Genomic DNA, 25,281 nt, shown 5'->3' on the forward strand with positions numbered 1-25,281 from the left:
ATTAATGCATATTTCGGATTATGGCATCGGCAAATTCAGAAGTCGACAGCAGTGTAGCTCCTTCCATTTGCGCATGCAGATCGCTGGTTACTTTACGTTTTGCAAATACGTGTTCCATTGCATCGTAAACGTGCTCTGCTGCCAGATTCCATCCCATATATTCCAACATCATAACCGCCGACAGGATCAGTGATCCCGGGTTTGCTTTACCGGTTCCGGCAATATTTGGCGCTGTTCCGTGGGTAGCCTCAAAAATGGCATAACCACTTTGGTAGTTGATATTTGCTCCCGGCGAAATTCCAATTCCACCCACCATTGCTGCCAGCTGATCCGATACGTAATCGCCGTTCAGGTTCATGGTAGCAATTACCGAGTGATCCCATGGGTGCAACAACGATTCCTGTAAAAAGGCATCGGTAATGCAATCTTTTACGATCACTTTTCCGGCTTTTTTAGCTTCATCCAGCGCTTTGTTGGCATCCAGTTCGCCTTTGTCCTTTTTCAGGGTTTCATATTGTCGCCAGGTAAAAGTTTGTTCGGCAAATTCAGTTTCGGCCAAATCGTAGCTCCAGTTTTTAAAAGCTCCCTCGGTAAATTTCATAATGTTTCCTTTATGAACGATGGTAACCGATGGCAACTGGCGATTGATGGCGTACTCGATAGCGGCTTTTGTTAAGCGTTCCGATCCGTCTTTTGAAATGGGTTTTACACCAAACGACGACGACTCGGGAAAACGAATCTTATCGACGCCCATTTCGTTGATCAGGAAATCGCGAAATTTTTTTGTCTCTTCTTCGCCCATCATGTATTCGATACCGGCATAAATGTCTTCGGTGTTTTCGCGGAAAATGTGCATGTCCACCATCGACGGGTAACGAATAGGCGAGGGCACCCCTTTAAACCATCGCACCGGGCGTACACAAACGTACAAATCGAGCGTTTGGCGCAAGGCCACGTTCAACGAACGTATTCCGCCACCAACGGGTGTTTGCAGCGGGCCTTTAATACCGATGAGGTATTCTTTAAACGCTTCGATGGTTTCGTCGGGCAGGTAACTTCCGGTTTCGTGGTAGGCTTTTTCGCCGGCCAGCACTTCTTTCCATGTAATCTTTTTGGTGTCGCCGTAGGCTTTAGCCACAGCAGCATCGATTACACGTTGTGAAGGCAGGCTGATATCCTTTCCGATTCCATCTCCCTCAATAAAAGGAATGGTCGGATAATCCGGCACTACCAACTTCCCGTTAATTATTTTGGTTTTTTCTGTCATATTTTTTCTTTCCTTTACTCGCAGCATTAAAATCTGCGTAAATCAGCGCAATCTGCGTGAACTATTCTAATTCAACTTTGCCTGTAAATTTTCGTCCAACGCTTCCAGAAACTGCTCAGTAGTTAAATAATGAGCTTCCTGAAGTTCTTTACCGTGAATGATCAAGGCCAGGTCTTTGGTCATTTTGCCCGATTCTACGGTTTCAATACAAACTTGTTCCAGCGCATGTGCAAAATCAATTAGTTCCTGGTTGTCGTCCAGTTTTCCGCGGAAAGCCAAACCTCGTGTCCATGCAAAAATTGATGCAATCGGATTCGTTGATGTTGGTTTTCCCTGCTGGTGCTGACGGAAGTGGCGTGTTACCGTTCCGTGAGCCGCCTCGGCTTCCATGGTCTTCCCGTCGGGAGTAACCAGTGTTGATGTCATTAAGCCCAGCGAACCAAAACCTTGTGCTACGGTATCGCTTTGTACATCGCCGTCGTAGTTTTTACAAGCCCAAACAAATCCGCCTTCCCACTTCAGGGCTGCGGCTACCATATCGTCGATCAAACGGTGTTCGTACCAAATTCCTTTGGCTTCGAATTTTTCGCGGTAATCGTTTTCGTAAACCATCTGGAAAAGGTCTTTAAATCGACCATCATAGGCTTTTAAGATAGTATTTTTTGTTGACATATACAGCGGCCAACCTTTGTCTAGCGCTTGATTCATACATGAATGAGCAAACCCGATAATCGATTCATCGGTGTTGTACATGGCCATGGCCAGTCCGTTTCCTTCGAAATCGAAAACTTCGTGCGAAATAGGTTCGCTGCCGTCTTCAGGCGTAAAAGTGATTGTAAGTTTCCCTTTTCCTTTGGTAAGGAAATCGGTAGCACGGTACTGATCACCAAAAGCGTGACGACCGATGCAAATTGGCTGTTTCCAACCCGGTACCAAACGCGGAATGTTCGAAATCATGATTGGCTCGCGGAAAACTGTTCCGCCCAAAATGTTACGGATAGTACCGTTTGGCGACTTCCACATTTTTTTCAGGCCGAATTCTTCCACACGAACTTCGTCGGGAGTGATGGTGGCACATTTTACACCAACACCATATTTTTGGATGGCGTGGGCTGCGTCTATTGTAATTTGGTCGTCGGTGGCATCGCGGCTTTCCATTCCCAAATCGTAATATTTCAAATCAATATCAAGATAGGGGAGAATGAGTTTTTGTTTGATGAAATCCCAAATTACCCGGGTCATTTCATCACCGTCGAGCTCGACAACCGGATTTTGTACTTTGATTTTTTGCATGGTCCTAATTAATTAATTTACTGGTTATAATAAAATGAAGATAGCTCGTAAAGGCGCAGAGACGCCAAGTTTAATTCTTAGCGCCTTCGCGGCTTTGCGAGATTTCTTATGCGTTTTGTTGTTTGATCAGATTTAATGCTGATCCGGCTTTAAACCATTCAATCTGTTGCGCATTGTAAGTGTGGTTCAGTTTAATGGCATCTTTTGAACCATCAGCGTGAACGAGCTCAACAGTAAGTGCTTTGTCCGGTGCAAAATCTACCAGATCAACAAAGTTGAATACATCGTCTTCCTGTACCAGATCGTAATCGTTTTCGTTCGCGAAGGTCAATCCTAACATCCCCTGTTTTTTCAGGTTGGTTTCGTGGATACGTGCAAACGATTTAACGATAACTGCTTTTACACCCAAATGACGTGGTTCCATGGCGGCATGCTCGCGCGACGATCCTTCACCGTAGTTATGATCGCCAACCACAACCGTTGGAATTCCCTCGGCTTTGTACTGGCGCTGAACGGCAGGAACTGCATCGTATTCGCCGGTAAGCTGATTTTTCACTTTGTTGGTTTCGCCATTAAACGCGTTAACGGCACCAATCAGCATATTATTCGAAATATTATCAAGGTGACCACGGAAACGTAACCATGGTCCGGCCATTGAAATGTGGTCGGTGGTACATTTTCCTTCGGCTTTAATCAGCAGTTTGGCACCGGTGATATTCTGTCCGTCCCATTTTTCGAAAGGCGATAAAAGCTGCAAACGATTCGAGTCGTCAGCCACATTTATCACAACGTTTGAACCGTCTGCTGCCGGAGCCTGGAATCCCGGATCTTTTACATCAAAACCTTTGCCCGGAAGTTCTTCGCCTGTTGGCAGGTCGAGTTTTACTTCTTCGCCGTTTTTGTTGGTCAGGGTATCGGTAGCCGGATTAAAATCCAAACGACCGGCAATGGCCAGCGCTGTCACCAGCTCGGGCGATGTTACAAAAGCGTGGGTATTCGGGTTGCCGTCGGCACGTTTCGAGAAGTTACGGTTGAACGAGTGTACAATCGTGTTTTTCTCTCCTTTTTCCGCTCCGGGGCGCGCCCACTGACCGATACATGGTCCGCAGGCATTGGCAAATACTTTTCCTCCAATTTTCTCGAAGGTATCGATAAATCCATCGCGTTCGATGGTGTAACGCACTTGCTCCGATCCCGGCGTAATGGTGAATTCTGCCTGGGTAACCAAACCTTTTTCTTCGGCTTGTTTGGCAATCGACGCAGCACGCGAAATATCTTCGTACGATGAGTTGGTACAGCTACCAATCAATCCTACAGAAACTTCCATTGGCCAACCGTTGGCTTCGGCTGTTTCTTTCATTTGCGATATAGGAGTGGCACGGTCAGGGGTAAATGGCCCGTTTACGTGTGGCTCCAGTTCCGAAAGGTTGATTTCGATCAACTCGTCGTAATATTGTTCAGGATTTGCATAAACTTCGGCATCGGCATCGAGGTGTTCTTTTACCCCATTGGCCAGATCAGCCACTTCTGCACGACCTGTGGCGCGTAAATAACGCTCCATGCTTTCGTCGTAAGCAAAAATACTTGTGGTAGCACCCACTTCGGCACCCATGTTACAAATGGTTCCTTTACCGGTTGCTGAAAGCGATTTTGCACCTTCACCAAAATATTCGATAATGGCTCCGGTTCCACCTTTTACGGTAAGAATTCCGGCCACTTTAAGAATAACATCTTTTGGAGCCGCCCAGCCACTTATTTTACCGGTGAGTTTTACACCGATCATTTTTGGCATTTTCAACTCCCAGGCCATTCCTGCCATCACGTCAACAGCGTCGGCACCACCAACTCCAATGGCAACCATTCCCAGTCCTCCCGCGTTAACGGTGTGCGAGTCGGTTCCGATCATCATTCCTCCCGGGAATGCATAATTTTCCAAAACCACCTGGTGAATAATACCGGCTCCCGGTTTCCAGAAACCTATTCCGTATTTATTCGAAACGGACTCCAGGAAATCAAAAACTTCCTTGTTAGCGGTTTTTGAAACGGAGAGGTCGGTTTTTCCTTCTACCTGCGCCTGAATCAAGTGGTCGCAATGTACGGTTGAAGGAACGGCTGTTCGCTTTTTTCCTGAGTTAATAAATTGAAGTAATGCCATCTGCGCAGTAGCGTCCTGCATGGCTACACGGTCGGGAGCAAAATCAACATAATCTGCTCCGCGTTTAAAGGCAGCTAATTCCTGCGCTGCAAACAGGTGAGAATAAAGAATTTTTTCTGCGTACGTCATTGGCTTATTCAGAATGCCTTTGGCTTGTTTCACCTTCTCGGGGAGTTCTGAATACACTTTTTTTACTAGGTCTAAATCAAACATAAGAAATTTAGTTTTTTTGAATATTGTCGGCGTATTAATTTTCGCTTTTACTAACAATAAATATCGTGAAAAGTTGACTGATTTCCTATAGAAATTTATTATCGCAGTTCACTGATATCAATAAATGCCGAATATAAATAAACCATAATATAAGTTTTCTATTTGTAATTTTAATCACATAACAGGGCCGGGGAGATTTGATATATATCAATGTGCCGAACTAACCTAACGGGGGATTTATTACTGTGTGATATTCAGTGTATTAGTCGAAGGATATATTCAACAGGTGCAACGCAGATTGTGTTATGTTATGAAACATGTTGCTGAATGCGCTTAAAAGCTAGCTTAGAGCTGATTATAGCCATCGGAATTCCGGCTCCGGGAACGGTTGATGCACCCACATAAAAAACGTTTTTATATTTCTCGTCGATATTGCGTGGGCGCATAATGCCAATCTGGTTCATATTATGCGATAATCCGAGTCCGGCGCCACGGTGCAAATTAAAGCGGTTTTGCCACACTTGCGGGGTGTAAATGGTTCTTGAAACGATCTCGTCTTTTATGTTTTTTCCAATCCTTTCAGAGAAATCTTCAATAATACTGTCAACGATCTGGTTTTTATCCGACCAGTCTTGTTTGTGGTAGAGATTGGGCACCGGGCACACAAAAAACAGGCTTTCGCAACCTTCGGGTGCACAATCGTTATTGTGTTTCGAGAGGACATTTACATAATAGTAGGGTTTTTGCAAAGTTCCCGGATTCTTCATCACATTCTCGGCATAGTCTTTATAATTTGTTCCCAGATAGTAGTTGTGGTGATTTACCTGTGGCAGTTTGCATCTCAGCCCGATATAGAAAGTAAGGTAGCCCATTGTCCAACTCATTTTGTCGAGCTTAGCAGGAGCATAAGCAGGGCGTTTAAAAATATTGCCTCTAAACCATGCTGCATCCGAATTGATCAGGTAAGTGTCGGCCGACCAGCTTTTGCCGTTTTGGTCGGTCAGCGATTTTAGTGCTCCCTTATCTTCGGTATATCCTTTGATCTCGGTGTTGTAATGGATTTTTACGTTTTCCTTGTTCAGGACATCTACAAGACCTTCAACAATTTTATACATCCCGCCTTTTACGTTGTAGTAGCCGTCGTGTTTAAATTCGGTGTACGAAAGCAGGCTGTAAATGCCCATGGTATCAAAAGGAGTGCGCCCTAGGAAAAAGGCCACCAGCGAAATAATCTGTTGTGCCTGCGATGATGAAAAATAGTTGGTAACGTGGTTCCAGAAGCTTTTGAACAATACCGGAATATGCACCGGGTTTACGCGCATTAAAGCCCAAACATAACCTGCCAGCGAATCGAAGTTTCGTTTGATCACAATATCAACGGTGTCGTTGAAAAGTGCACCGGCTTTGTTCATGTAACGTTCAAACTTTTCTTTAAAGTCGGGTTCGATATCGGCAAACTGTTCAGCCAGTTTATCAATGTTTTTGTATAAGAAATAGGTTTTGTCATCGCCTCTGAAATTTACTGTGTACAGCGGATCCAGTTCCACATATTCGAACGGAAGTTGAATGCCACAATCCTTGGCAAACTCCTCAAACTCGTACGACATGCTAAAAAAACTGGGACCGGTATCGAAGGTAAAACCATCTTTTTTTATCTGGTTCAGCCTTCCACCGGCTTGTTCGTTCTTTTCCAGCATCTCCACTTCGTAACCGTTTTTTACCAACCGAATTGCTGTGGCCAGGCCACCTATTCCGGCACCTACTATCAAAACCTTTTTCTTCATTATTTCTCCAGTTTTGTTTTTAAGTCAGGATAAAGTTCGTCTTTCACCCATCTAAAATCGGGTTCAAATTTTAACGCTTTCTCGTATATAAACTGCGCTTTCCTCAATTCGTTCAATTCTTCGTACGATTGCCCGGTTAAACTTAGTAAACTCAGGTAATTCCAGTCGTTCTCCAGTTCTGCAGGTTTCTTTTCCATCTGTTCAATAGCCAGCAAAAAGTGCTCGATGGCCACTTGCTTCGATCCGCCAAAAACTGCCGGCATATAAAAATAAGCGTTGCCATATTGCACATGGGCAAAGGGCAGTTCATTGTTTTGTTCCAACGAAAGGTCAGCATGTTTAATGCTGCGTCTTCCGTAAATTGGCGCTTTAATGGGCTGAATACCAATTTTAAATCCCCAGAAAGCCGCTTTGTAGGCATTGATCAGTGCCGGATTAAAGTTCTTTTCCTCCAGAGTCTCGAGGTTTTCCTCAGCCAGATCAAGATAGTGTTTGGCTTTCTTATCATCGTCTTCAGCTAAACAATAACCTATGTAACCGTATTGGTAGTTGACCAGTTCGCTGAGATAGCCGGTATTTTCTGTTTTGTTTTGCTCCAGGCTATCGATAATGGTTTTCCACTCGTCCATCCGGTTGCCAATATAAGCCTGGTAAATTTTTTCCTTGTTCGAAGCAAAAGCACTTACGGAAAGGAAAAAGCCCAAAAGCAATGTGATTATGATATCGTTCTTCCTTTCCATTGGTAGGCTTTTTTTGATTTATTGAGAAATGCTTTTATAATGAAAATACCCATCACCACTTGTTGAGGAATGGCCAGCAGCAGATTTTTTAAGAGATTTTGATGGCTGATAACACTTATTAAAATGCGAATGGTTACAAGCATTAATAAATAGGAGGACACGAATACTTTGGGCAAGGCGATAAGAACTGGAATAAAGCCCAGCGTGGTGATCAGCCAAAAAAGAACCGCCAGCAACGCGGAGTTTCCGAAGAACATAATTACATTTTTTGAGAATCCGTTTACAGCGTCGCTGAACGAATTGTACATGCGGCAGGAAATTGAAGCGTTTCCCGTTAAACATGCGATTTGAATACCATTTTGCTTGAAATATTGGGCTATTGCAATGTCTTCCACTTTATTGTTCCGAAAGGTGTGATGTGGTTGTTTGTCACGGTATGTTTTGGCATCGAAGAGCATAAATTGCCCGTTTGCAGCTGCCATTGATGAAAAGGGCAGAAGCCTGACAAAAACCAGTGGCAATAAACTGAGTAGAATAAAATTCATATTCGGAACCGTCAAATATTCACCCCAGCTGTGCATGTTTTGTTTTGGGAAAATAGAGAGCAAACCAAGTTGGTGTTGTTGCACTTTGGCAATTGTTCCGGCGATTATTGCTCCCGAAATTTGTACATCAGCATCCAAAAACAAAAAGTAATTTCCTTTTGCTTTTTGGGCCAGTTGGTAACAACCATAGTTTTTTCCCAGCCAACCTTCCGGAAGTCCGTCGGAATTTAAAAGCTGAAAACGTTGATCTGTTTTTGCGTACGATTCAACAATTTCTGAAGTTTTATCGGTCGACTGATCGTTAAACACCAAGACCTCAATATTTTGCCACTCCTGCTGTTGGATGTCCGTGAGTAAACGGGCAATGTTTTGTTCTTCGTTACGCGCCGGAATAAGAATGGAAACGAGCGGATTAAAATCGTTTGGGCAAGGGGGAAGTGGCTGCCTGAAAATTGCATTCAGCAAAACAACCCCAAGTTGTATCGCCGTAAAAATGAATATGATCCATGCTGCAATTATCATCTTTAAATTTCTTTTTTGGCTTGTGCTTCCAAGCACTGTTTGTAAAAGGAGTTGTAAGCCTTTTCTATCTCATCAATATTCCATTCACCGGTGTAATGGTGCAGATTAAAAAAAGCATTGGGTTTCGCATCAGCAAAATAATCGATGAGGTTGGCCTGAAAAACGATCTGGATATCATCTTTTGTGCGCTGCAAAATTTTTTCAATCCCCTTCTCAAACACAAATTTGTTCTGGTAAATGCTTTTTATGTTTCCCTGAGGAAACAGCAAAACCAGATTCTTTGCATCCGACAATAATTCGGCGGTGTAATCAAAGGTTTCAATAATCGACTTCGATCGTTTTTTGATGGAAAAGCCCCCGGTATACTGGAAAAACCAGTTTTTTCGAAGCTCCTCTTCCAGCATCATAAAATGGTATTTGCGTTTAAAGAGTTGCTGATTTACATACAGGGTCCAAATGCCGTCCCACCAACTCATGTGGTTGCAGATCAATAGTATGGGCAAACCTTTGTCCTCGATCGTGCCATTGATGGTAAACGACTGAAAGTGACGTTTCATTTTCCGGATTACATAATGCCTGAAAAACGGATCGAGGAGAAAATTATGTTTTGCTTTTATGATCAAAGTTTTAGTTTAAAGTTAACAGTAACAGGGCAAAAAATAAAGTCTGAATGCCAAAAACCACCGGCGCTATCCGGTTTTTTGTATCTATTTTTAGTACGCTGATTGCCAGTGAGAAAAGCAGGGCCAAAACAAACCAGGCCACATAGTTTTGCAGGGGAACCGGAGATTGGTCAAAAGTCCACATAGACAATTGTGGTGCTACCTGTTCCAGCAACACATCGTAAGCCAGCATTAAAAAGGCGGCGCCAAAAACTTTCATCGCCGGATTCCAGCCGGTTCTTTCCATTACCGAATTGGATACATAAACAAGTAGCAGCCAGTTTAACCCGATAATTAACGGCGTATTAAAAAGCTTTAAGCCTAATCCGTGCCCGTAGGTGTAGCCGCCAAAAATAGCTCCGGTGTTTACACCAATTACTTCAATAATAAAGCTGGCGGTAAAAATAAAAACGAAAACCAGTATTGCTTTTTGTGAAAACTTGCCGTGAAATAAGGCTACAATAAAAGAGCTCAATAACAAAGCAAATGGTGTTAAAAGCACAAAAAACGAGCGGGTGGCAGAAACCGAGAGTCCGGCAAATCCCACGATATAGAAAATGAAAATAAACAGAACAAAGTATCGGTAATTTGCCTGTATTAAATTTGCTATGTTTTTTGTGTCGCTCATTTATTAACGCGTTTTTTGATTTGTTCAATCAGCAACAGGTTGTATAAAATCATACTGAATGCGTAGGCAAAATCTTCAACGGGAATAGTGAAAATCCGTAATCCCAGGTTTTCGCTGTTGTTATACCACACCACTTCTCCGTCGATATACGATCCGGTCAAAATTCCGTTTACGATCAGAAACGGGACAAGGATAACTATGAAGGTGATAAAAAACGAACGGGGAATTCTGCTGTTTAAAAGTAGAGCCAGCAGTAAAACAACTGCCAGTTTCAGTGAAATGTAAACTGTGTAGTTTTTATCAGTGTTTAAAACGGCTACCAACACAGAAAATACGATCAGGGCTATTAGCAATACTTTATTCAGGGATTTTGGTAATTCCAGTTTTGGAAAGTATTCCCGCACACATTCATGCAGAAAAATACTGGCATAAGGAATAACAACAAAAAACAGGATTTCCTCCAATGGGAGAGAGAACAAATAAATGCCGGATAAATATTCCGGGTTAAAGCCCCAAATGCCCCGGTTGGTAAAATTCACATCGAAAATGATATACACTAAAGCCACCAGCAGAATGGAAGGGAAAACATATTTCCACTGTTTGTAAAACTGCAGCCGTTTATCGAAACTGAGCAGCAAAGGCACTGCGCCGGAAGCCGTAAGTAGTATAAAGTACAATGACATTTATTTCTTTAAAAAACGAAATTGAAAGATCAGTAATCCATAGTTGTCAAAATCGCGAACGTTTTTTCCGCGATGGTGTGCCAGGTGTGCCTCGCGAACTGCCCTGAGGTATTTGTTTTTTGTGTGGGTTAAAAAGGGAATGTTGAGCCGTTGGTGAATCATTACGTCGTGAATGGCAAAATAGGTGAGCCCGTATAAACTAATACCAATGCCCAGTGCAATTAAAGCTGAGATTTGAAAGAAGAAACCAACGATGAGGACAACAATTGCCGGAACGGCGTAAACGAGGAAAAAGTAGTCGTTCTTTTCAAAACCGGATTTGTACAACTCGGTTTGCGATGCATTTTTTTTGTGGTCGTTTACATGATGATCGCGGTGCCATTTCCATAAAAAGCCATGCATAACAAATTTATGGTTCGACCAGGCTACGAACTCCATAAAACAAAAGGCTGCTATGGCAATTAGTATATTCACGTTTTTACTTTTAAATGTTCTTCAACGCGTTCGTATATCTTTTTAAACCAAACGGTGTAGTTCTCCGGATTGTTCTTTACATCCGTTTTTAATTCTTCGAAGTTGATGTATTTCCAATTGGAAACTTCATCGGCATTTGGCTCCGGTTTGTCATCGCTAAAACCAATAAAAACACGGTCGAGTTCGTGTTCGGTAAGCTGGTTGTCCAGTTCTTCTTTGTAGATAAATGCAAATATTTCCTGCAAGGGAGCTTTCATGCCCATTTCCTGCATTAAGCGGCGGTTGGCCGCATCAACGCTGGTCTCTTCAGGGTAAGGATGACTGCAGCAGGTGTTGGTCCACAGCCCGTTGGAGTGGTATTTGTTGAAGGCCCGCTGATGAATGAGCCATTCGCCCTTCGAGTTGACGATAAACACAGAAATGGCCCGGTGAAGCAAGCCTTTCAGGTGCGCCTCCATTTTTTCCATCTCGCCAAGTACTTTGTCGTTTTCGTCAACCAGGATTACTTTTTCTATTTTGTTGTTGTTCGTCATACCAGTCCGAGATTATAGAGTGTTTTTGCTTTTACCATGATCAGCATTTTTTTATAGTTTGGAATTCGCACCCTGTTTTGCAGAATTTCCGAGGCAGGAGTTTCACGTAACTTATTTAGCAGTAAACGATAATAATAATAAGCCAGCAGAACGGCGAGTTTAGATTTCCCCGGAAGCTTTTTAATACCTTCGTACGCGGTTTTAAAATCAGCTTCGATATCTTTTACAATGCGTTTTTTTTCTTCGTCGCAAAATTCTTTGCTGCATAATTCCGCAAAATACGTCCGGCCCAGTGTTTCCGTGTCTTCACGCAGGTCGCGCAAAAAATTTACTTTCTGAAAAGCAGAGCCGAGTTTCATGGCAGGTGTTACCAGCTCGTCGAATTTTTCCTGATCACCGTCGCAAAAAACTTTCAAACACATCAAACCAACCACATCGGCCGAACCGTAAATATACTGGTTGGCCTCCAGTTTAGTTTTGTATTCTTTTTTCTCCAGATCGTATCTCATGCTGGTAAGAAAAGCTTCGACATGAGCCATCGAGATCTTGTATTTTTTTACGGTGTCCTGAAACGCCTGAAGAACCGGATTAAGACTGATGCCCCTTTTCATGGCATCTTTAAAATCTTCTTCGAATTTATTGAGCAGGTAGGCCTTGTCGTTTTCGTGAAAAGTATCAACGATTTCATCAGCCAAACGAACAAAACCATAAATGCTGTAAATAGCATCGCGATGTGGTTTCTGCAATAAACTGGTTGCATACGAAAAAGACGTGCTGTAACTACAGGTTACAACTTTCGAGATCTTTATTGAACAGGCGTTGTACAATTTCATATGCATTCAAGTTACTAATAAAATCGCAATGCATTATAAGCTCAACCAACTGATAAATCAGGGACTATTTACAAAATAAAGTATATGCGTATTATTTGTATGTAAACAACGCAGAATACTACTGTTTTGTTTATTTACAGGTAGGTTAAAGCAATGGGGGACAGGAAGTAGAGCGAATTGTTAGATTCTTACAATGCAAGAATCAGGCAGCCATCCCTGGTTGCCATCGGCCAGTTTTATTTCTGTCCAGCTGTCGAGCTGGTCGGTAATTTCCAGTTTTAAACCTTCGTAGATCAGGAACAAGTCGGTACCGGTTTCGCTTGGCGAACTTTTTACCGTAACACGCGGACAAAAAACAATGGCGGTGTTCCGGTTATTGATCCTTGCTTTCTGTTGTGCTGCATGCGAAACTGCAAAAACCGATAAAAGAACGGCTACGATGCCAAACCAAAACGAAAGGCGTTTTACGGCAACAGTTTTGCTAAAGAAAAAACCACCGAGCAGCAAAAGGAACAATACAAACGACACAATGCTGATGTATGCCCAGGTATCGGCGGGGTATTTATTAATTACCGAGTTTTTCCAGCGCAGGAAAAACGGTTTTGGCAATTCCTCGATTTGGGTAACCACATACTGGTTGGCCACCTGCAGGTTAAATGCAATGTCTTCGTCGTGTGGTGCCAGCACTTTGGCGCGCTCGTAATTTAAAATGGCGTTGTTAATGTCGCCGGTTTTAAAATAGGCATTTCCCAGGTTGAAATATACTTTTGCCGACTCTTCGCCGGTAGCTAAAATCTGCTCGTAAGCCGAAACGGCCTGCTGGTATTCTTCGGTGGTGTAATAAGCGTTGGCTTTCTCCCAAAGTTGCTCATTTGTTTCTTGTGCGAAAGCAAAAAACGGAGCTATAAGTAGTATGAATATTAGTATCCTTTTCATTGTTCTAGCGTTTAATTTGTTTTTCAAAACGGCTCATTGTGGTCTCAGCCTTCTTATACAAATCATGGCGTGCTTCCGATCCTCCAACCGGAGCATAACGTGCAAACTCGCACTGGTCAACAACTTCTTCAAAGTCTTTAATTACTTCATCGGCAACATTGCGGTCCTTTAGTTTTGCCACAGCATTTTCGCGATTAAGGTCAGCCACCGGAATTCCCAATTTGTCGCTCAGGTATCCCCAGAAAGCTTTTAAAATAGCATCGTGGAACGCTTCGTTGTTGTTTTGTTTCATATAACCGGCAGCCGCTTTCAAACGTTTTACAGCCACGCGGCTGGCTTTTTTATTACGTACCAGTGCAATGTTGGCATTTTCGCGGGCCTTTTTACGGTACACGAAATACAGCACCACAAACAGTACGGCAGTAATCAGGTAAATCAAATAAAAGATAGTGCTTCCGTAGAACGTATGTCCTTTTACCTGTAACATCGGTTTCCCCTGTTTGATGAAACGAATATCCTGTCCGATCAGCTGCAGATCTTCTTTTCGTCGTGAGCTGATAACTGTAGTTGATTGCTCTTCAGTTCCTTTTTCAACGTGCAGCGTATAAGCCTCGGTTGATTTGGTTACATATTTTCCTGTGGCCGGGTTGAAATAGGCAAACTTGATCGGCGGAATTTCATAGTCGCCCTCAAAACGTGGCTGGAACAGGTACTCAATGGTTTTATTTCCTGAAACGCCGTTGTCGTTGGCCTGTACATTGTCGGTTGCACGCGGGTCGTACACTTCAAAATCACTTGGCAGTTCCAGTTCAGGAGAACGTACCAGACGGATATTTCCGTTACCCGATATTTTCATGGTAAGCGTAACTGCATCGTTGGTGGTAACATCGGTGCTGCTAATTTCCGACGAAACATTAAAGTTCCCCACACCGCCCATAAAATTGGCCGGCTCGGTAGGCAGGTCTTTTACATTCACCGAAACGGCATCGCTGGTTACCCGTGCTCTTACCGTGCGGTAATTATCAAAGAAATCATCGAAAAAACTACGCGCTTTTACCCGTTGGCGAATCAACAGTGCCATGCTAAATGGCTCAATTGTTAATCGTCCGTTTTGCTGCGGGAAAAGGATGGTTTTTTTCAACGTACCAACCTGGTAAATTTTATCGTTGTACACCTCGCGGGTGAAATTTATCTGCTGCGGAATATCTATGTCCTGGGTGTAAAAACCTTCGTATGTTGGCAGGTTTACTTCATCAAAACCATGCACCGGAACATTTGGATTTACATACAATTTTACGGTGGCAATAATTTGCTCTCCGCGGTAAACGTTTCGTTTGCTTAAATCAACACGAACAAAAAGGTTGTCTTTGTCGAGGTTAATATTCTGAGTACCTCCTTCGGGTGTTTGCCCCGGAGTTGCCTGTTGCTGGCTTGGCTGCGACTGTGCTTTTACCACCTGAATAGACAGCTTGTTGGATTCAAAAACCTTTCCGTTTACCTCGATCGATCCCGGGCGGATTTCGAAAGTTCCCTCCGCTTTGGCCCGCAAAATATAAATATACGAAAACGTTACCTCCGAAGTGGTTTTTCCGTTAATGTCTGTAATGCGTGTTGAAGACTGCCCGATACTTGGCCCCCCTAAAATCTGGAAATTGTCGCTTAATCCCGGAGGAAGCTGCAAATTTGTTCCCCTGTCGTTAAGTTGGAAGCTCAGCCTGAATTGTTGTCCCATTTCAACGGCGCTTGGTGCCGACATGGTAAATCGGGTTTGTTCGGCCCGGGCTGCAATTGCCGCGCATAAAAGAAAAATATATATTACCAGTTTCTTCATCATTGTATCAAAGCCTACAAAATTATTGTTTTTGTTCAATTGCTTTAGTCTGAAATCAATTAATCACTAATCCTTAATAATTAATCCTTTATCCTTCATCGTTTTCCTACCATTCTTTCTCCGATCGCGTACGTTTGGCTTTGGCAGCTTTTGCTTTTTTTACCTTATCCTGAATATCGCGTTCGTCGTTTTGCAAGGCCTGCAACAATTGCTCAGCATCTTGTTTCGAAATTTTATTTTGCTGAGGTTGTTGCTGCTGGTCTTTATTCTGATCCTGATTTTGCTGATTCTGATTCTGATCTTTGTCTTGATCCTGATTATCCTTATTCTGATCGTTTTTATCTTTACTCTGATCTTGGTTCTTATCCTGGTCATTCTTATCCTGACCGCTTTTACCATCACCTTTACCGTTACCGTCACCGTTGCCACCGCCTCCGCCTTGATTTTGCTGCTGTTGCTGCTCTTTTTGTTTTTTCAGCATTTGCGCATAGGCCAGGTTGTATTTTGTTTCCAGATCATCCGGATTTTCACGCAGCGCCTTTTTGTACGACTCGATACTTTCATCCAGTTTCTCCTGCATCAGCTGTGTATTTCCAAGGTTGTGGTTAACACGGGCACGGTCAACGGGTTCTTCCATTTTTTCGGCCAGCTCGGAGAATTTTCCTTCAGCATCTTCGAATTTTTGTTGCTTATACAAGGCATCTGCCAGGTTATAATTCCACTTCAAATCTTCAGGGCGTTTTTCCAGCGCCTTGCGGTATTCAGTTTCGGCATTACTGTATTTTACGGTATCAACTCTCATGGTGTCGCGCACGGCCTCCATAAAAAGTTTGTTTCCGTTACGTACAAATTTCCGTTCATTTTGCCCGAAAGTTATCCCGGAAACCGTTAGCAGAAATAATATAAAATATATTCGTCTCATCTTTCTAGTCATTAGTCAATTGTCATTCGTCACTTGAAGTTTTCCAACTTCGTGCTCCATGCTTCAATCTTTATCCAAACAATTTTATCCGCTTCAAATACTTGTTTTTACGTTCAAGAATTACAAATTCGAGCAACAGCAAAAACAATCCCACGGCAAAGAAATACTGGAACTGGTCGTCGTACTCCGAAAAAGTGCGCGTTTCCATTTCCTGTTTCTCCATTTTATTTATTTCATCAAACAGGGCATTTAATCCCACCTGTGCATTATTGGCGCGTACATAAATGCCTCCACCGGTAGCAGCAATTTGCTCCAGCATTTGTTCATTCAGCTTTGTTACCACTACATTTCCGTCGCGGTCTTTCAGGTAATCGGTCTGGCCGTTGCGCAACACCGGAATTGGCGATCCTGAAGGCAATCCCATTCCAATGGTGTGTACAATGGCGCCTTCTTCCATTGCGGCCTCGGCTGATGCCAGTGCGTCGTCTTCGTGGTTTTCTCCATCGGTGATAATTATAATGGCTTTGTTGGCCTCGCCGTTTGGCGTAAACGATTTTCGTGCCAAATCGATGGCGGCACCAATGGCTGTTCCCTGTTTCGGAACGATTTGCGTATTTACCGAATTCAAAAACAGTTTTGCTGAATTGTAATCGGTGGTAATTGGCAGCTGTGTGTAAGCGTCGCCGGCAAAAACGATCAGTCCGATCTTGTCGTCTTTTAAACGGTCTACCAGCCTTGAAATTGCTCTTTTTGCACGTTCCAAACGGTTGGGCTGAATATCTTCGGCCATCATACTGTTCGAAACGTCAAGCGCGATCATCAGCTCAACACCTTCGCGTTTTTCGGTTTTTAATTTCGATCCGAACTGCGGACGGGCAATTCCAACAATAAAAAATGCCAGCGCCAGCATCAAAATAATAAACTTAACAACAGGGCGGTTGCCTGAGCTGTACGGCATCAGTTGAGCCAGAATTTCCTGTTGCCCAAACTTTTTTAATGCCCGGCGGCGCGAAATACGCGACCATGCAAAAAACAATGCCAACAGCGGAATTATTAGCAATCCCCATAAATATTCGATATTTCCAAACCTAAACATTTCCATACACTATCAACTTATGGGATACTTCTAAATATAGTTAAACGCATAAACAAACTTACAATCAAAAACAGTGCCCCAAGCAGGGCAAAAGGCATAAATTCTTCCGATTTACGGCTGAATTCGCGCACTTCAATTTTTGATCTTTCCAATGCGTCAATTTCTTTATAAATCTCTTCCAGTTTGGTGTTGCTGGTTGCCCTGAAATATTTTCCATCGGTAAGCGATGATATTTCCTGCAGGGTTTCTTCGTCAATTTTTACCGGCATGTCGCGCAACTGTATACCAAACTGGGTTTGCACAGGGTAGGGTGCCGTTCCGATGCTTCCCACACCAACAGTGTAAACCCGAATACCAAAGGTTTTGGCAATTTCGGCAGCTGTTACCGGAGCAACTTCACCACGGTTGTTTTCCCCATCGGTAAGCAAAATTACCACGCGGCTGATGGCTTCGCTGTCTTTTAGTCGGGCAACCGATGTTGCCAGTCCGTTTCCGATAGCTGTTCCATCTTCAATCATACCGCTTTCAATATCTTTAAAAAGGTTGAGCAGCACGGCACGGTCGGTTGTTAGTGGACACTGCGTAAATGCTTCGCCGGCAAAAACCACCAACCCCATGCGGTCGTATTCGCGCCCCGAAATAAATTCCATGGCTACATTTTTTGCTGCCTCCAAACGGTCGGGCTGAAAATCCTGTGCCAGCATCGAACTTGAAATATCGAGTGCAATCACAATATCGATACCTTCTGTTTCGCTGGTTTCCCAGTTTCTTGATGATTGCGGACGAGCCAGAACAACCACAAAAAAACTGATGGCGATAAGCAGACACACAAAAACGAGGTGGCGTAAATAGTGCCGTATGGTTTTGGGAGCCTTAATTACCGAAGCGGTGGATGAAACCTGGATGCTTGCGGTATTTTTTTTCTGCCTGAACACATACCACGCCACCATGGGAATCAATACCCATAAAATGTGGAACAGCTCAGGGTTTTTAAATGTCAATCCTTCAAACATCTCTTTTTATTTTATCTCAACTTCTTCAACATTTTCATCATCATCGGCTTTCTCTTCCGCCTTTTTCTGCTCCTCTGTCTTCGTGTCATTCACAAAGAAATAGGCATTTACCAGCGACAGATTATCGTCGTCGGGCAGCGGCTGATACTTGGCAAATTTTACCAGGTCGGCCGTTTGCAGCAACTGGGTAAGATTGGCAAAGTTTTTATCGCTAACCAGTCCTTTTTGCCTGCGGAAACTTTCAACAGTTTCGTCGGTGGTTTGCTCCATGGCCCGAATGCCAAAACGATCTTCAATGTATTCGCGCAGCGTGTCGGTAAGTTCGCTGTAATATTGTTTTGTCTTGCCTTGCTGCCACACTTTTTCCGTTTTAATACGGTCCAGTTCACGTAATGCAATAATATGCGCCGGTTCTTTTGGTTTTGCCGGACGTGCAAATATCGGTTTGTTGTTTTTCTTCCGCTTTATTGAATATAACAGGAAGAAGATAATCGCCCCAATAAGAATCACGCCCAGAATGTAAGGAGTAACTTCTTTTAAAGTAAGCGGTGCATCGTAAGGCATTTTAATGTCTGTCGGTCCTTTTGTGGTATCGATCTCCATGGTGTAAACATTCAGCGTAACACCGTTGCTGGGAATGGAGTCGATGGTTCCGTCCACATCGATTTTAAACCAGTAGGGTGTAATTCGGTAACTTCCGCTGTCGAAACTGGTAATGGTGTAGGCCTGAATTTGTTTCATCAGCTTCTCATCATCCAACTCAAAAGTGTCGACACCCGAACGGCTGATCACTTCAATCAGGCTGTTGATCGTATCCGGAACCGCCGGAAACTGCACGTTTACATCTTTCGGATGATCTATTTCCAGGAAAAGTTTTACCTGGTCGCCAATCAAAATGTTTGCAGAGTCGAGGCTGGCAGTAGCTTTAATGCGCTGTGCCTGCGTAGTTCCTGCAATCAAAATTGCTGTAAACAGAAATAATATTTTTAGTTTCAATTGCATGCTTCTCTATTTTAATGCCCGTTTTTTGAACAAGGTCATTAACGATTTTACATAGTCTTCGTTTGTGTTTATCGATACATAATCAACACCACTTTTTTTGAACATCACATCCAGCCGGCCCATGTGTTTTATCCACCAGTCGGCATAAAGTTTACGCGTTTTACGCGAGCTGCTGTCAACCCAAACATAGTTGCCTTTTTCAGCGTCTTTCAACTTTATCATTCCTATGGATGGTAGTTCTGTTTCGCGCTTGTCGTAAATGTTCAACGCCACCATATCGTGCTTGTTGTTGGCGATAGAAAGAGCCATTTCCAGGTCTTTGTTATCGTCCATAAAGTCGGAAATTATAAAGGCCGTGCAGCGCTTTTTAATGGCGTTGGTCATGTAACGAACAGCCTCGGTAATGTCGGTGCCGTTACTTTCCGGGTGAAAATCGATCAGTTCGCGAATAATGCGTAAAATGTGGCTTTTCCCTTTTTTCGGCGGAATAAACTTTTCGATCTTGTCCGAAAAGAAGAGCACCCCGATTTTGTCGTTGTTTTGAATCGCCGAAAACGAAAGTACAGCTGATAGTTCTGTAATCACATTTTTTTTCAGCTTTTCAAACGAACCAAATTCGCGCGAACCGCTCACATCAATCATTAGCATCACGGTGAGTTCGCGTTCCTCTTCAAATACTTTTATGTAGGGATGACCGTAGCGGGCGGTAACGTTCCAGTCGATGTTACGAATATCGTCGCCAAACTGGTATTCGCGCACCTCCGAAAAGGCCATACCGCGCCCCTTAAAAGCACTATGGTACTCTCCGGCAAAAATATTGCGCGACAAACCACGTGTTTTTATCTCAATCTTCCGTACTTTTTTTAATAAATCAGTTGTCTCCATAATTAGAGTTCAAAGTTTAACGTTCAGCGCTCAAAAGTTGTGTTTGAACAGCTGTAAACTGCCACTGTTAACTGCGACTCGACTATGGTACTTCTACCTGGTTCAATATGTCGGTAATAATTTCTTCCTGTGTAATGTTGTTGGCTTCGGCTTCGTAGCTCAGCCCAATACGGTGACGCAACACATCCGGACAAACGGCACGCACATCTTCAGGAATTACATAACCGCGGCGCTTAATAAAAGCAAAAGCTTTTGCAGCTTGTGCCAGGCTAATTCCTGCCCTTGGCGATGCTCCGTAAGCGATCATATCGTTGTATTTTTCCAGTTTATATTCGTTGGGCTCGCGTGTTGCAAATACAATGTCAACAATGTATTTCTGAATTTTTTCGTCCATGTAAACATCTTTCACCACGTTGCGGGCCTTGATAATATCTTCCGGTTTCAGAATTGTTGATGTTTCAGGAAACTGTGCCAAAAGGTTTTGATTGATGATCTGGCGCTCTTCCTCTTTTTTCGGGTAGTTGATCACCACTTTCAGCATAAAACGGTCGACCTGCGCTTCAGGCAGCGGGTACGTACCTTCCTGCTCAATGGGGTTTTGTGTTGCCATTACCAGGAATGGTTCCTCCAGTTTAAAGGTTTCGTCGCCAATGGTAATCTGGCGTTCCTGCATGGCTTCGAGCAGTGCCGATTGTACTTTTGCCGGAGCACGGTTAATCTCGTCAGCCAGTACAAAGTTGGCAAAGATCGGTCCTTTTTTAATGCTGAACTCTTCTCTCTTCTGGCTGTAGATCATTGTTCCCAAAACGTCGGCAGGCAGCAGGTCGGGTGTAAACTGAATACGCGAAAATTTAGCACTGATGGTTTGCGACAAGGATTTAATGGCAAGTGTTTTTGCCAATCCCGGTACACCTTCCAACAGAATGTGTCCATTGGAAAGTAAGCCAATCAGCAAACTTTCAACCAGGTGTTTTTGTCCTACAATCACCTTGTTCATCTCCATGGAAATCATATCCACAAACGAACTCTCTCTCTGTATTCTCTCGTTCAATTCTTTGATATCAACTGCTTGATTCATATCTTTTATAAATTTATTTGCTAATTTTTTCGAAGGCACGAATTTAAGGCATTATGAAATTTATTTCCCTATTCTTTTGTTAAAAAAAATTAAGTAACAGCGAAACAAATTATGATGTTAACAAAGAATAACAGCTTATTAGGAATTTATTAAGAAATTATGCTCTGATTAAAGTATTTTTGATGCTATGAAGTTGTTGCGGCTAAGCATTGTAATCGGCACATTACTTTTTTGTGCTGATGTATAATCGCAGCGTTCATCTGATATAGAAAGTAGTGTTAAAAATAATTAAACAAGTTCCTGTAAAATCTGTTGTGGTGTACATATTCGAAATTGTGTTTATATATTGACTGCCCGGTATCACCATCGGTACGCATGTCCAAATGTTAATTCATGAATTGAAAAAATAGTGTTGAAATCAATCGTTTTTATAATCGTTATTCTCCTGTGCGCTAATACCTGTTTTTCGCAAAGCACTTTAAATGGCAACGAATCTTATTTTGAAAAGAGTCATATACTGGTTCAGCATATAAATGACATTGATTTGCTTTTTTCCGGCAATTCAAACGATGTGGCATTTACTTCATCGTTTTTGGTGAAGGCTTTTATCAATCATAAAACAGAGAAGAAGCGCTTAATTTCATTTGGAATCAGGACAGACCTTTATACGCAACGGGAATATAGCCAGCGTTTTGATGAAAATGGACGGTATTACAGAGGAGAGTCGTTTACCGAAATTAGTACCGCTGAATTTTCGTGGGTAAAGTTTCTTACGAACAACCTGGCCATCCAATTGTCGGGAGGCCCCGGTATTTTAAACAAGAAAGAACCGATTCCCGGATTGGCTTTGTGGATTCAGGGAGGAAATGATGGTGCCGGCGGAATTCACAAAATCATTGATAGCTTTGGGAAACAGCATGGACAAATTCTTGAAGGACGCGATGTGTTAACTCATTTCATGTATTTTAACCCGGCAGTGAGTTATTATTTGAATCTGTTTCCAAAATCGGGTTATACTCCACATACATTAGTTAGTGAATTAGGCGTGAATTTATGCGACGAGTATGCCGGGAACTGGCTTTTTTTTGAAAATGATATGACCCTACATCTTTTTAGGTTTCCACTTTCAAAAAGGTTGTTTTCGTTTGATTTTATTGGTTCCGGAGATTTTCGTTTGCATCGGGCAGGATTAAAAACCGACACCCGCCTCGGGACAGAAATTTCGTGGGGGAGGGTAACGTTTGGGTATGAACTTACCAAACAGTTTGGTAAGGCGAATATTGATTGGATAGATTATTATGATGACGATGATTTATACCGGATATACTTCAAGATACGGTTCGAAAAACAAAAGGGTAACTATTTAAGAGATAAGGGGTGAGTTACTGCAAATATACTATGCTGTAAACGCACGAACCGGCTTTAAAACGATTATAGTATTTATTTGATGCTGTACTTTAATTTTAGCGCCAATTCGGTGTAAAAGTTAACCGGGTTTTAATTTGGTGTATCTTATTTTGTAGCTTTATACCGACGCAAAACAACTAAAGACTTCTATGGATGCAGAGAAATTTAAGTATGAATACAAAGATTGTATTGTATTTAAGTCCTATTTCGGTTTAATAACCATTAACGATGTGAAAGAATCCTGGCTGGATGCATAAGGAAGAACTTATTTCCGGCAGATACTATTGGATTTATTCTTGACTATCGGTCTGCTCATTTTGATATTGAGCCGGGGCAGCATATCGAAATTCCGGAATTTTACAGGCAAAATCCCAGTGTTTTTGAGCATAAAAGAATTGCAATAGTTACCGAGAATCCTGAAGATATTGTATATCCCATGTTGATTCGGCTTCACGACCGGGGGTATGAATCGCGGCCTTTTAATACAATGGATGCAGCAATTCAATGGGTTTTAGAAAAGAAACGGGGTTTATGAACTTTTCTTTCCGAAGGCAATCAAATAAAAACGTCGCTCAAAAATTCTGAGCGACGTTTTTATTAATCATTACGAAATTTTGATCTGTCTTTCAGGTTGTGGTTTTACTTCATCGCGTTTTGGCAGTACAATATGTAAAATGCCGTTATCGTATTTGGCCGAAATTTTTTCTCCAACTACAGCGTTTTCAGCAACGGTGAATGAACGTTGGAACGATTGGTAACTGAACTCTTTACGTGTATAGTTTTCATTCTTTTCTTCTTTTTCGTTTTTCTTTTCAGACGAAATAGTGAGCACGTTATTTTTAAAGTTCACGTTAAAATCGTTTTTGCTCATTCCCGGAGCTGCAACCTCGATAACAAAGTCATCGTCGGTTTCTTTTACATTAACTGCCGGTAACGAAGTGTTTGTGCTCGAAAAATTCGAGTGATTCCAATCCATCAATTCATTGTTAAAAAACCTGTCAAAGACTGATGGAAAATACGGTTCGTTTCTTTTTGCTAATTTCATGACTTTATCCTCCTTTAACTTTTTGGTTAAACAATTCATTGAACTTTCAGTAACAAAAAATCAAAAGGTATACCATACCGGAATTTCTGAAAATATTTCAGATTTAGCTGTCTGGCTGTCAGTTGGTTTGGTGTGTTTTTTAAATGTTGTTGAAAGTCAGGATTTTGTAAAATGTCAAAATTTCAGCTTGTCTCCTTTATTGTTAAACAACATCTTTATCGCTCTTGCTTTTAATGAATTAATACATTAATTTTATTAAATAAACCTGACGCCCCATTTAAAGGGCCGCCAAATTAAAACAAACAATGAAAAGTTTTAACTCCATAAAATGTTAAGTATAAGTTTTAACAACGGATACTTTTTGGAGGATAAAAACTGCTTATAAAACCGCTGATATTGCATTAGAAACTCAAGGGATAGGATTGACAAAAGTTAATGAATACTTTCAAAAACTTTTAGGCTTCGTTCTGAAGTCGCGTGTTTGGGGTTAACTGGGGCCGCCTCTCTGAAAAAGAGAGGCGGCTATTTTTTGTACAAACTTATATTGATTTTGGTCCCGACGCTGTGGTCGGGATTTGGCTAAGCCCGATTTGCAATTCGGCCCGCCTAGCTCATCTCAACTTTCAACTTTTTCTGTAATTTTACGCCCTGATAAACGAGAACAATGCCACAACGCTATTTTTTACAACTAAGTTATAAAGGAACTAATTATCATGGTTGGCAAATCCAGCCCAATGCCGTTTCTGTTCAGGAGGTGATGGAGGATGCACTATCAAAAATCCTGCGCGAGAAAATAGAGGTGGTTGGTGCCGGAAGAACCGATACCGGAGTGCATGCTTCGTTTTTTATCCTGCATTTTGATTCGGAAAATGGTATTCCCAAAAATCTGGATATCGTTTATAAACTCAACAGCTTTTTACCTTCGGATATTGCCGTGCAAAAAGTTTGGCCGGTTGATGCGGAGGCGCATGCCCGGTTTAGTGCTATATCACGAACTTATCATTATTTTATCTCAACTGAAAAAGATCCGTTTGCTACTGAAACGAGCCACAAATACCTGAAACCGCTCGATGTGGAGAAAATGAACCAGGCAGCACAAAAGCTTTTTAACTACACTGATTTTACAAGTTTTAGTCGCCTGCATACGGATGTAAAGACCAACAACTGCAAAATAATGCAGGCCGAGTGGACGCAGCGCGGCGAGCGATTACAATTTACAATTAAAGCCGATCGGTTTTTACGCAATATGGTACGCGCCATTGTAGGAACTCTGCTGGAGGTAGGACAAGGCAAACTGAGTATCGATCAGTTTTGCGAGATTATTGAAAAGCAGGACCGTGGTTCGGCCGGCGCATCAGCTCCGGCACAGGGATTGTTTTTGGTGGATATTGGGTATCCTGAAAAACTGATACGCAAATCCTTAGATTATTTCAAATCCTGAATTTTAGGCAACTGTCGTTATTTAGCATTCATTCTCTTTAAAATTATTTATCTTTGTGCCCGTTGGTTGCGCGCAAAAGCGTTTAGGGAATCCGGTGGAAATCCGGAACTGTACCCGCAGCTGTAAATCCTGAAACTGATCATTACTCACGCCACTGTCGGTTCAGCCAATGACGGGAAGGCAATGATCAATGGGGATAAGTCAGAAGACCTGCCAACAATTTAGATGAACGAACTTCGGGAACAAAGTTTCGGGAATCAATCTATTGATTTCTGCACCTGATTTCCTGTTAA

23 protein-coding genes and 1 riboswitch are annotated in these 25,281 nt (G+C 42.4%); of the genes, 2 read left to right on the forward strand and 21 right to left on the reverse strand.

Features of this window, described 5'->3' with window-relative positions; translation table 11 throughout:
• Position 1: 1 nt before the first annotated feature.
• The 20 genes from icd to LH29_RS18465 form a co-directional block, all read right to left on the reverse strand.
• Positions 2-1,267 (reverse strand): NADP-dependent isocitrate dehydrogenase, encoded by a 1,266-nt coding sequence (icd, locus tag LH29_RS18370; RefSeq protein WP_045032567.1) that lies wholly within the window; start codon positions 1,265-1,267, stop codon positions 2-4.
• 66 nt (positions 1,268-1,333) lie between these two features.
• Complete coding sequence (locus LH29_RS18375; RefSeq protein ID WP_045032569.1) at positions 1,334-2,560, reverse strand: isocitrate dehydrogenase (NADP(+)); 1,227 nt, start codon at positions 2,558-2,560, stop codon at positions 1,334-1,336.
• Positions 2,561-2,666: 106 nt separating this feature from the next.
• A complete protein-coding gene (locus LH29_RS18380) occupies positions 2,667-4,928 on the reverse strand; it encodes an aconitate hydratase (RefSeq protein WP_045032571.1) in 2,262 nt (753 codons plus the stop codon).
• Between the two features lie 308 nt (positions 4,929-5,236).
• Positions 5,237-6,712, reverse strand: coding sequence for a phytoene desaturase family protein (locus LH29_RS18385; protein WP_045032572.1), 1,476 nt, complete (start codon positions 6,710-6,712; stop codon positions 5,237-5,239).
• Positions 6,712-7,452 carry a tetratricopeptide repeat protein gene (locus tag LH29_RS18390; RefSeq protein ID WP_045032573.1) on the reverse strand — a complete coding sequence of 247 codons (741 nt, stop codon included), beginning with the start codon at positions 7,450-7,452 and terminating at the stop codon, positions 6,712-6,714. Before LH29_RS18390 ends, LH29_RS18385 begins: the two co-directional genes overlap by 1 nt.
• A complete protein-coding gene (locus LH29_RS18395; protein WP_045032575.1) occupies positions 7,428-8,519 on the reverse strand; it encodes a glycosyltransferase in 1,092 nt (363 codons plus the stop codon). Before LH29_RS18395 ends, LH29_RS18390 begins: the two co-directional genes overlap by 25 nt.
• A 2-nt stretch (positions 8,520-8,521) precedes the next feature.
• Complete coding sequence (locus tag LH29_RS18400) at positions 8,522-9,076, reverse strand: 1-acyl-sn-glycerol-3-phosphate acyltransferase (protein ID WP_045032577.1); 555 nt, start codon at positions 9,074-9,076, stop codon at positions 8,522-8,524.
• 70 nt (positions 9,077-9,146) lie between these two features.
• Positions 9,147-9,809 (reverse strand): carotenoid biosynthesis protein, encoded by a 663-nt coding sequence (locus LH29_RS24045; protein WP_052671074.1) that lies wholly within the window; start codon positions 9,807-9,809, stop codon positions 9,147-9,149.
• A complete protein-coding gene (locus LH29_RS18410; protein WP_045032580.1) occupies positions 9,806-10,492 on the reverse strand; it encodes a lycopene cyclase domain-containing protein in 687 nt (228 codons plus the stop codon). The genes LH29_RS24045 and LH29_RS18410 overlap by 4 nt, the downstream gene beginning before the upstream one ends.
• Positions 10,493-10,966, reverse strand: a complete 474-nt coding sequence (locus LH29_RS18415; RefSeq protein WP_198152499.1) for a sterol desaturase family protein — start codon at positions 10,964-10,966, stop codon at positions 10,493-10,495.
• The gene (gene idi / locus LH29_RS18420; protein ID WP_045032584.1) at positions 10,963-11,499 is read right to left on the reverse strand and encodes an isopentenyl-diphosphate Delta-isomerase; all 537 of its coding nucleotides are present in this window, start codon (positions 11,497-11,499) and stop codon (positions 10,963-10,965) included. The genes LH29_RS18415 and idi overlap by 4 nt, the downstream gene beginning before the upstream one ends.
• Positions 11,496-12,332, reverse strand: a complete 837-nt coding sequence (locus LH29_RS18425; protein ID WP_045032586.1) for a phytoene/squalene synthase family protein — start codon at positions 12,330-12,332, stop codon at positions 11,496-11,498. Before LH29_RS18425 ends, idi begins: the two co-directional genes overlap by 4 nt.
• A 180-nt stretch (positions 12,333-12,512) precedes the next feature.
• On the reverse strand, positions 12,513-13,268 hold the full coding sequence (locus tag LH29_RS18430; protein ID WP_157493755.1) for a tetratricopeptide repeat protein: 756 nt from the start codon (positions 13,266-13,268) through the stop codon (positions 12,513-12,515).
• A 4-nt stretch (positions 13,269-13,272) separates the two neighbouring features.
• Positions 13,273-15,102 (reverse strand): BatD family protein, encoded by a 1,830-nt coding sequence (locus LH29_RS18435; protein WP_045032815.1) that lies wholly within the window; start codon positions 15,100-15,102, stop codon positions 13,273-13,275.
• Between the two features lie 103 nt (positions 15,103-15,205).
• Positions 15,206-16,021: a tetratricopeptide repeat protein gene (locus LH29_RS18440; RefSeq protein WP_045032589.1), complete on the reverse strand. Its 816-nt coding sequence runs from the start codon at positions 16,019-16,021 to the stop codon at positions 15,206-15,208.
• A 70-nt stretch (positions 16,022-16,091) separates the two neighbouring features.
• Positions 16,092-17,123, reverse strand: a complete 1,032-nt coding sequence (locus LH29_RS18445) for a vWA domain-containing protein (RefSeq protein ID WP_232302861.1) — start codon at positions 17,121-17,123, stop codon at positions 16,092-16,094.
• A gap of 11 nt (positions 17,124-17,134) precedes the next feature.
• Positions 17,135-18,130 carry a vWA domain-containing protein gene (locus LH29_RS18450; protein ID WP_157493756.1) on the reverse strand — a complete coding sequence of 332 codons (996 nt, stop codon included), beginning with the start codon at positions 18,128-18,130 and terminating at the stop codon, positions 17,135-17,137.
• Between the two features lie 6 nt (positions 18,131-18,136).
• Positions 18,137-19,132, reverse strand: a complete 996-nt coding sequence (locus LH29_RS18455; protein WP_045032590.1) for a hypothetical protein — start codon at positions 19,130-19,132, stop codon at positions 18,137-18,139.
• Positions 19,133-19,138: 6 nt separating this feature from the next.
• Complete coding sequence (locus tag LH29_RS18460; RefSeq protein WP_045032592.1) at positions 19,139-20,017, reverse strand: DUF58 domain-containing protein; 879 nt, start codon at positions 20,015-20,017, stop codon at positions 19,139-19,141.
• Positions 20,018-20,099: 82 nt separating this feature from the next.
• Positions 20,100-21,095: an AAA family ATPase gene (locus tag LH29_RS18465; protein ID WP_045032819.1), complete on the reverse strand. Its 996-nt coding sequence runs from the start codon at positions 21,093-21,095 to the stop codon at positions 20,100-20,102.
• Positions 21,096-21,507: 412 nt separating this feature from the next.
• Here LH29_RS18465 and LH29_RS18470 point away from each other — a divergent pair, with 412 nt between their 5' ends.
• Complete coding sequence (locus tag LH29_RS18470) at positions 21,508-22,476, forward strand: hypothetical protein (RefSeq protein ID WP_198152500.1); 969 nt, start codon at positions 21,508-21,510, stop codon at positions 22,474-22,476.
• 630 nt (positions 22,477-23,106) lie between these two features.
• Here LH29_RS18470 and LH29_RS18475 read toward each other — a convergent pair.
• Positions 23,107-23,478, reverse strand: a complete 372-nt coding sequence (locus LH29_RS18475) for an Hsp20/alpha crystallin family protein (protein WP_232302862.1) — start codon at positions 23,476-23,478, stop codon at positions 23,107-23,109.
• Positions 23,479-24,211: 733 nt separating this feature from the next.
• Here LH29_RS18475 and truA point away from each other — a divergent pair.
• Positions 24,212-24,988: a tRNA pseudouridine(38-40) synthase TruA gene (truA, locus tag LH29_RS18485; protein WP_045032599.1), complete on the forward strand. Its 777-nt coding sequence runs from the start codon at positions 24,212-24,214 to the stop codon at positions 24,986-24,988.
• A 46-nt stretch (positions 24,989-25,034) separates the two neighbouring features.
• Positions 25,035-25,220, forward strand: a riboswitch (cobalamin riboswitch).
• Positions 25,221-25,281: the final 61 nt, after the last annotated feature.

It is taken from the genome of Draconibacterium sediminis (genome assembly GCF_000949475.1).
GTDB lineage: Bacteria > Bacteroidota > Bacteroidia > Bacteroidales > Prolixibacteraceae > Draconibacterium > Draconibacterium sediminis.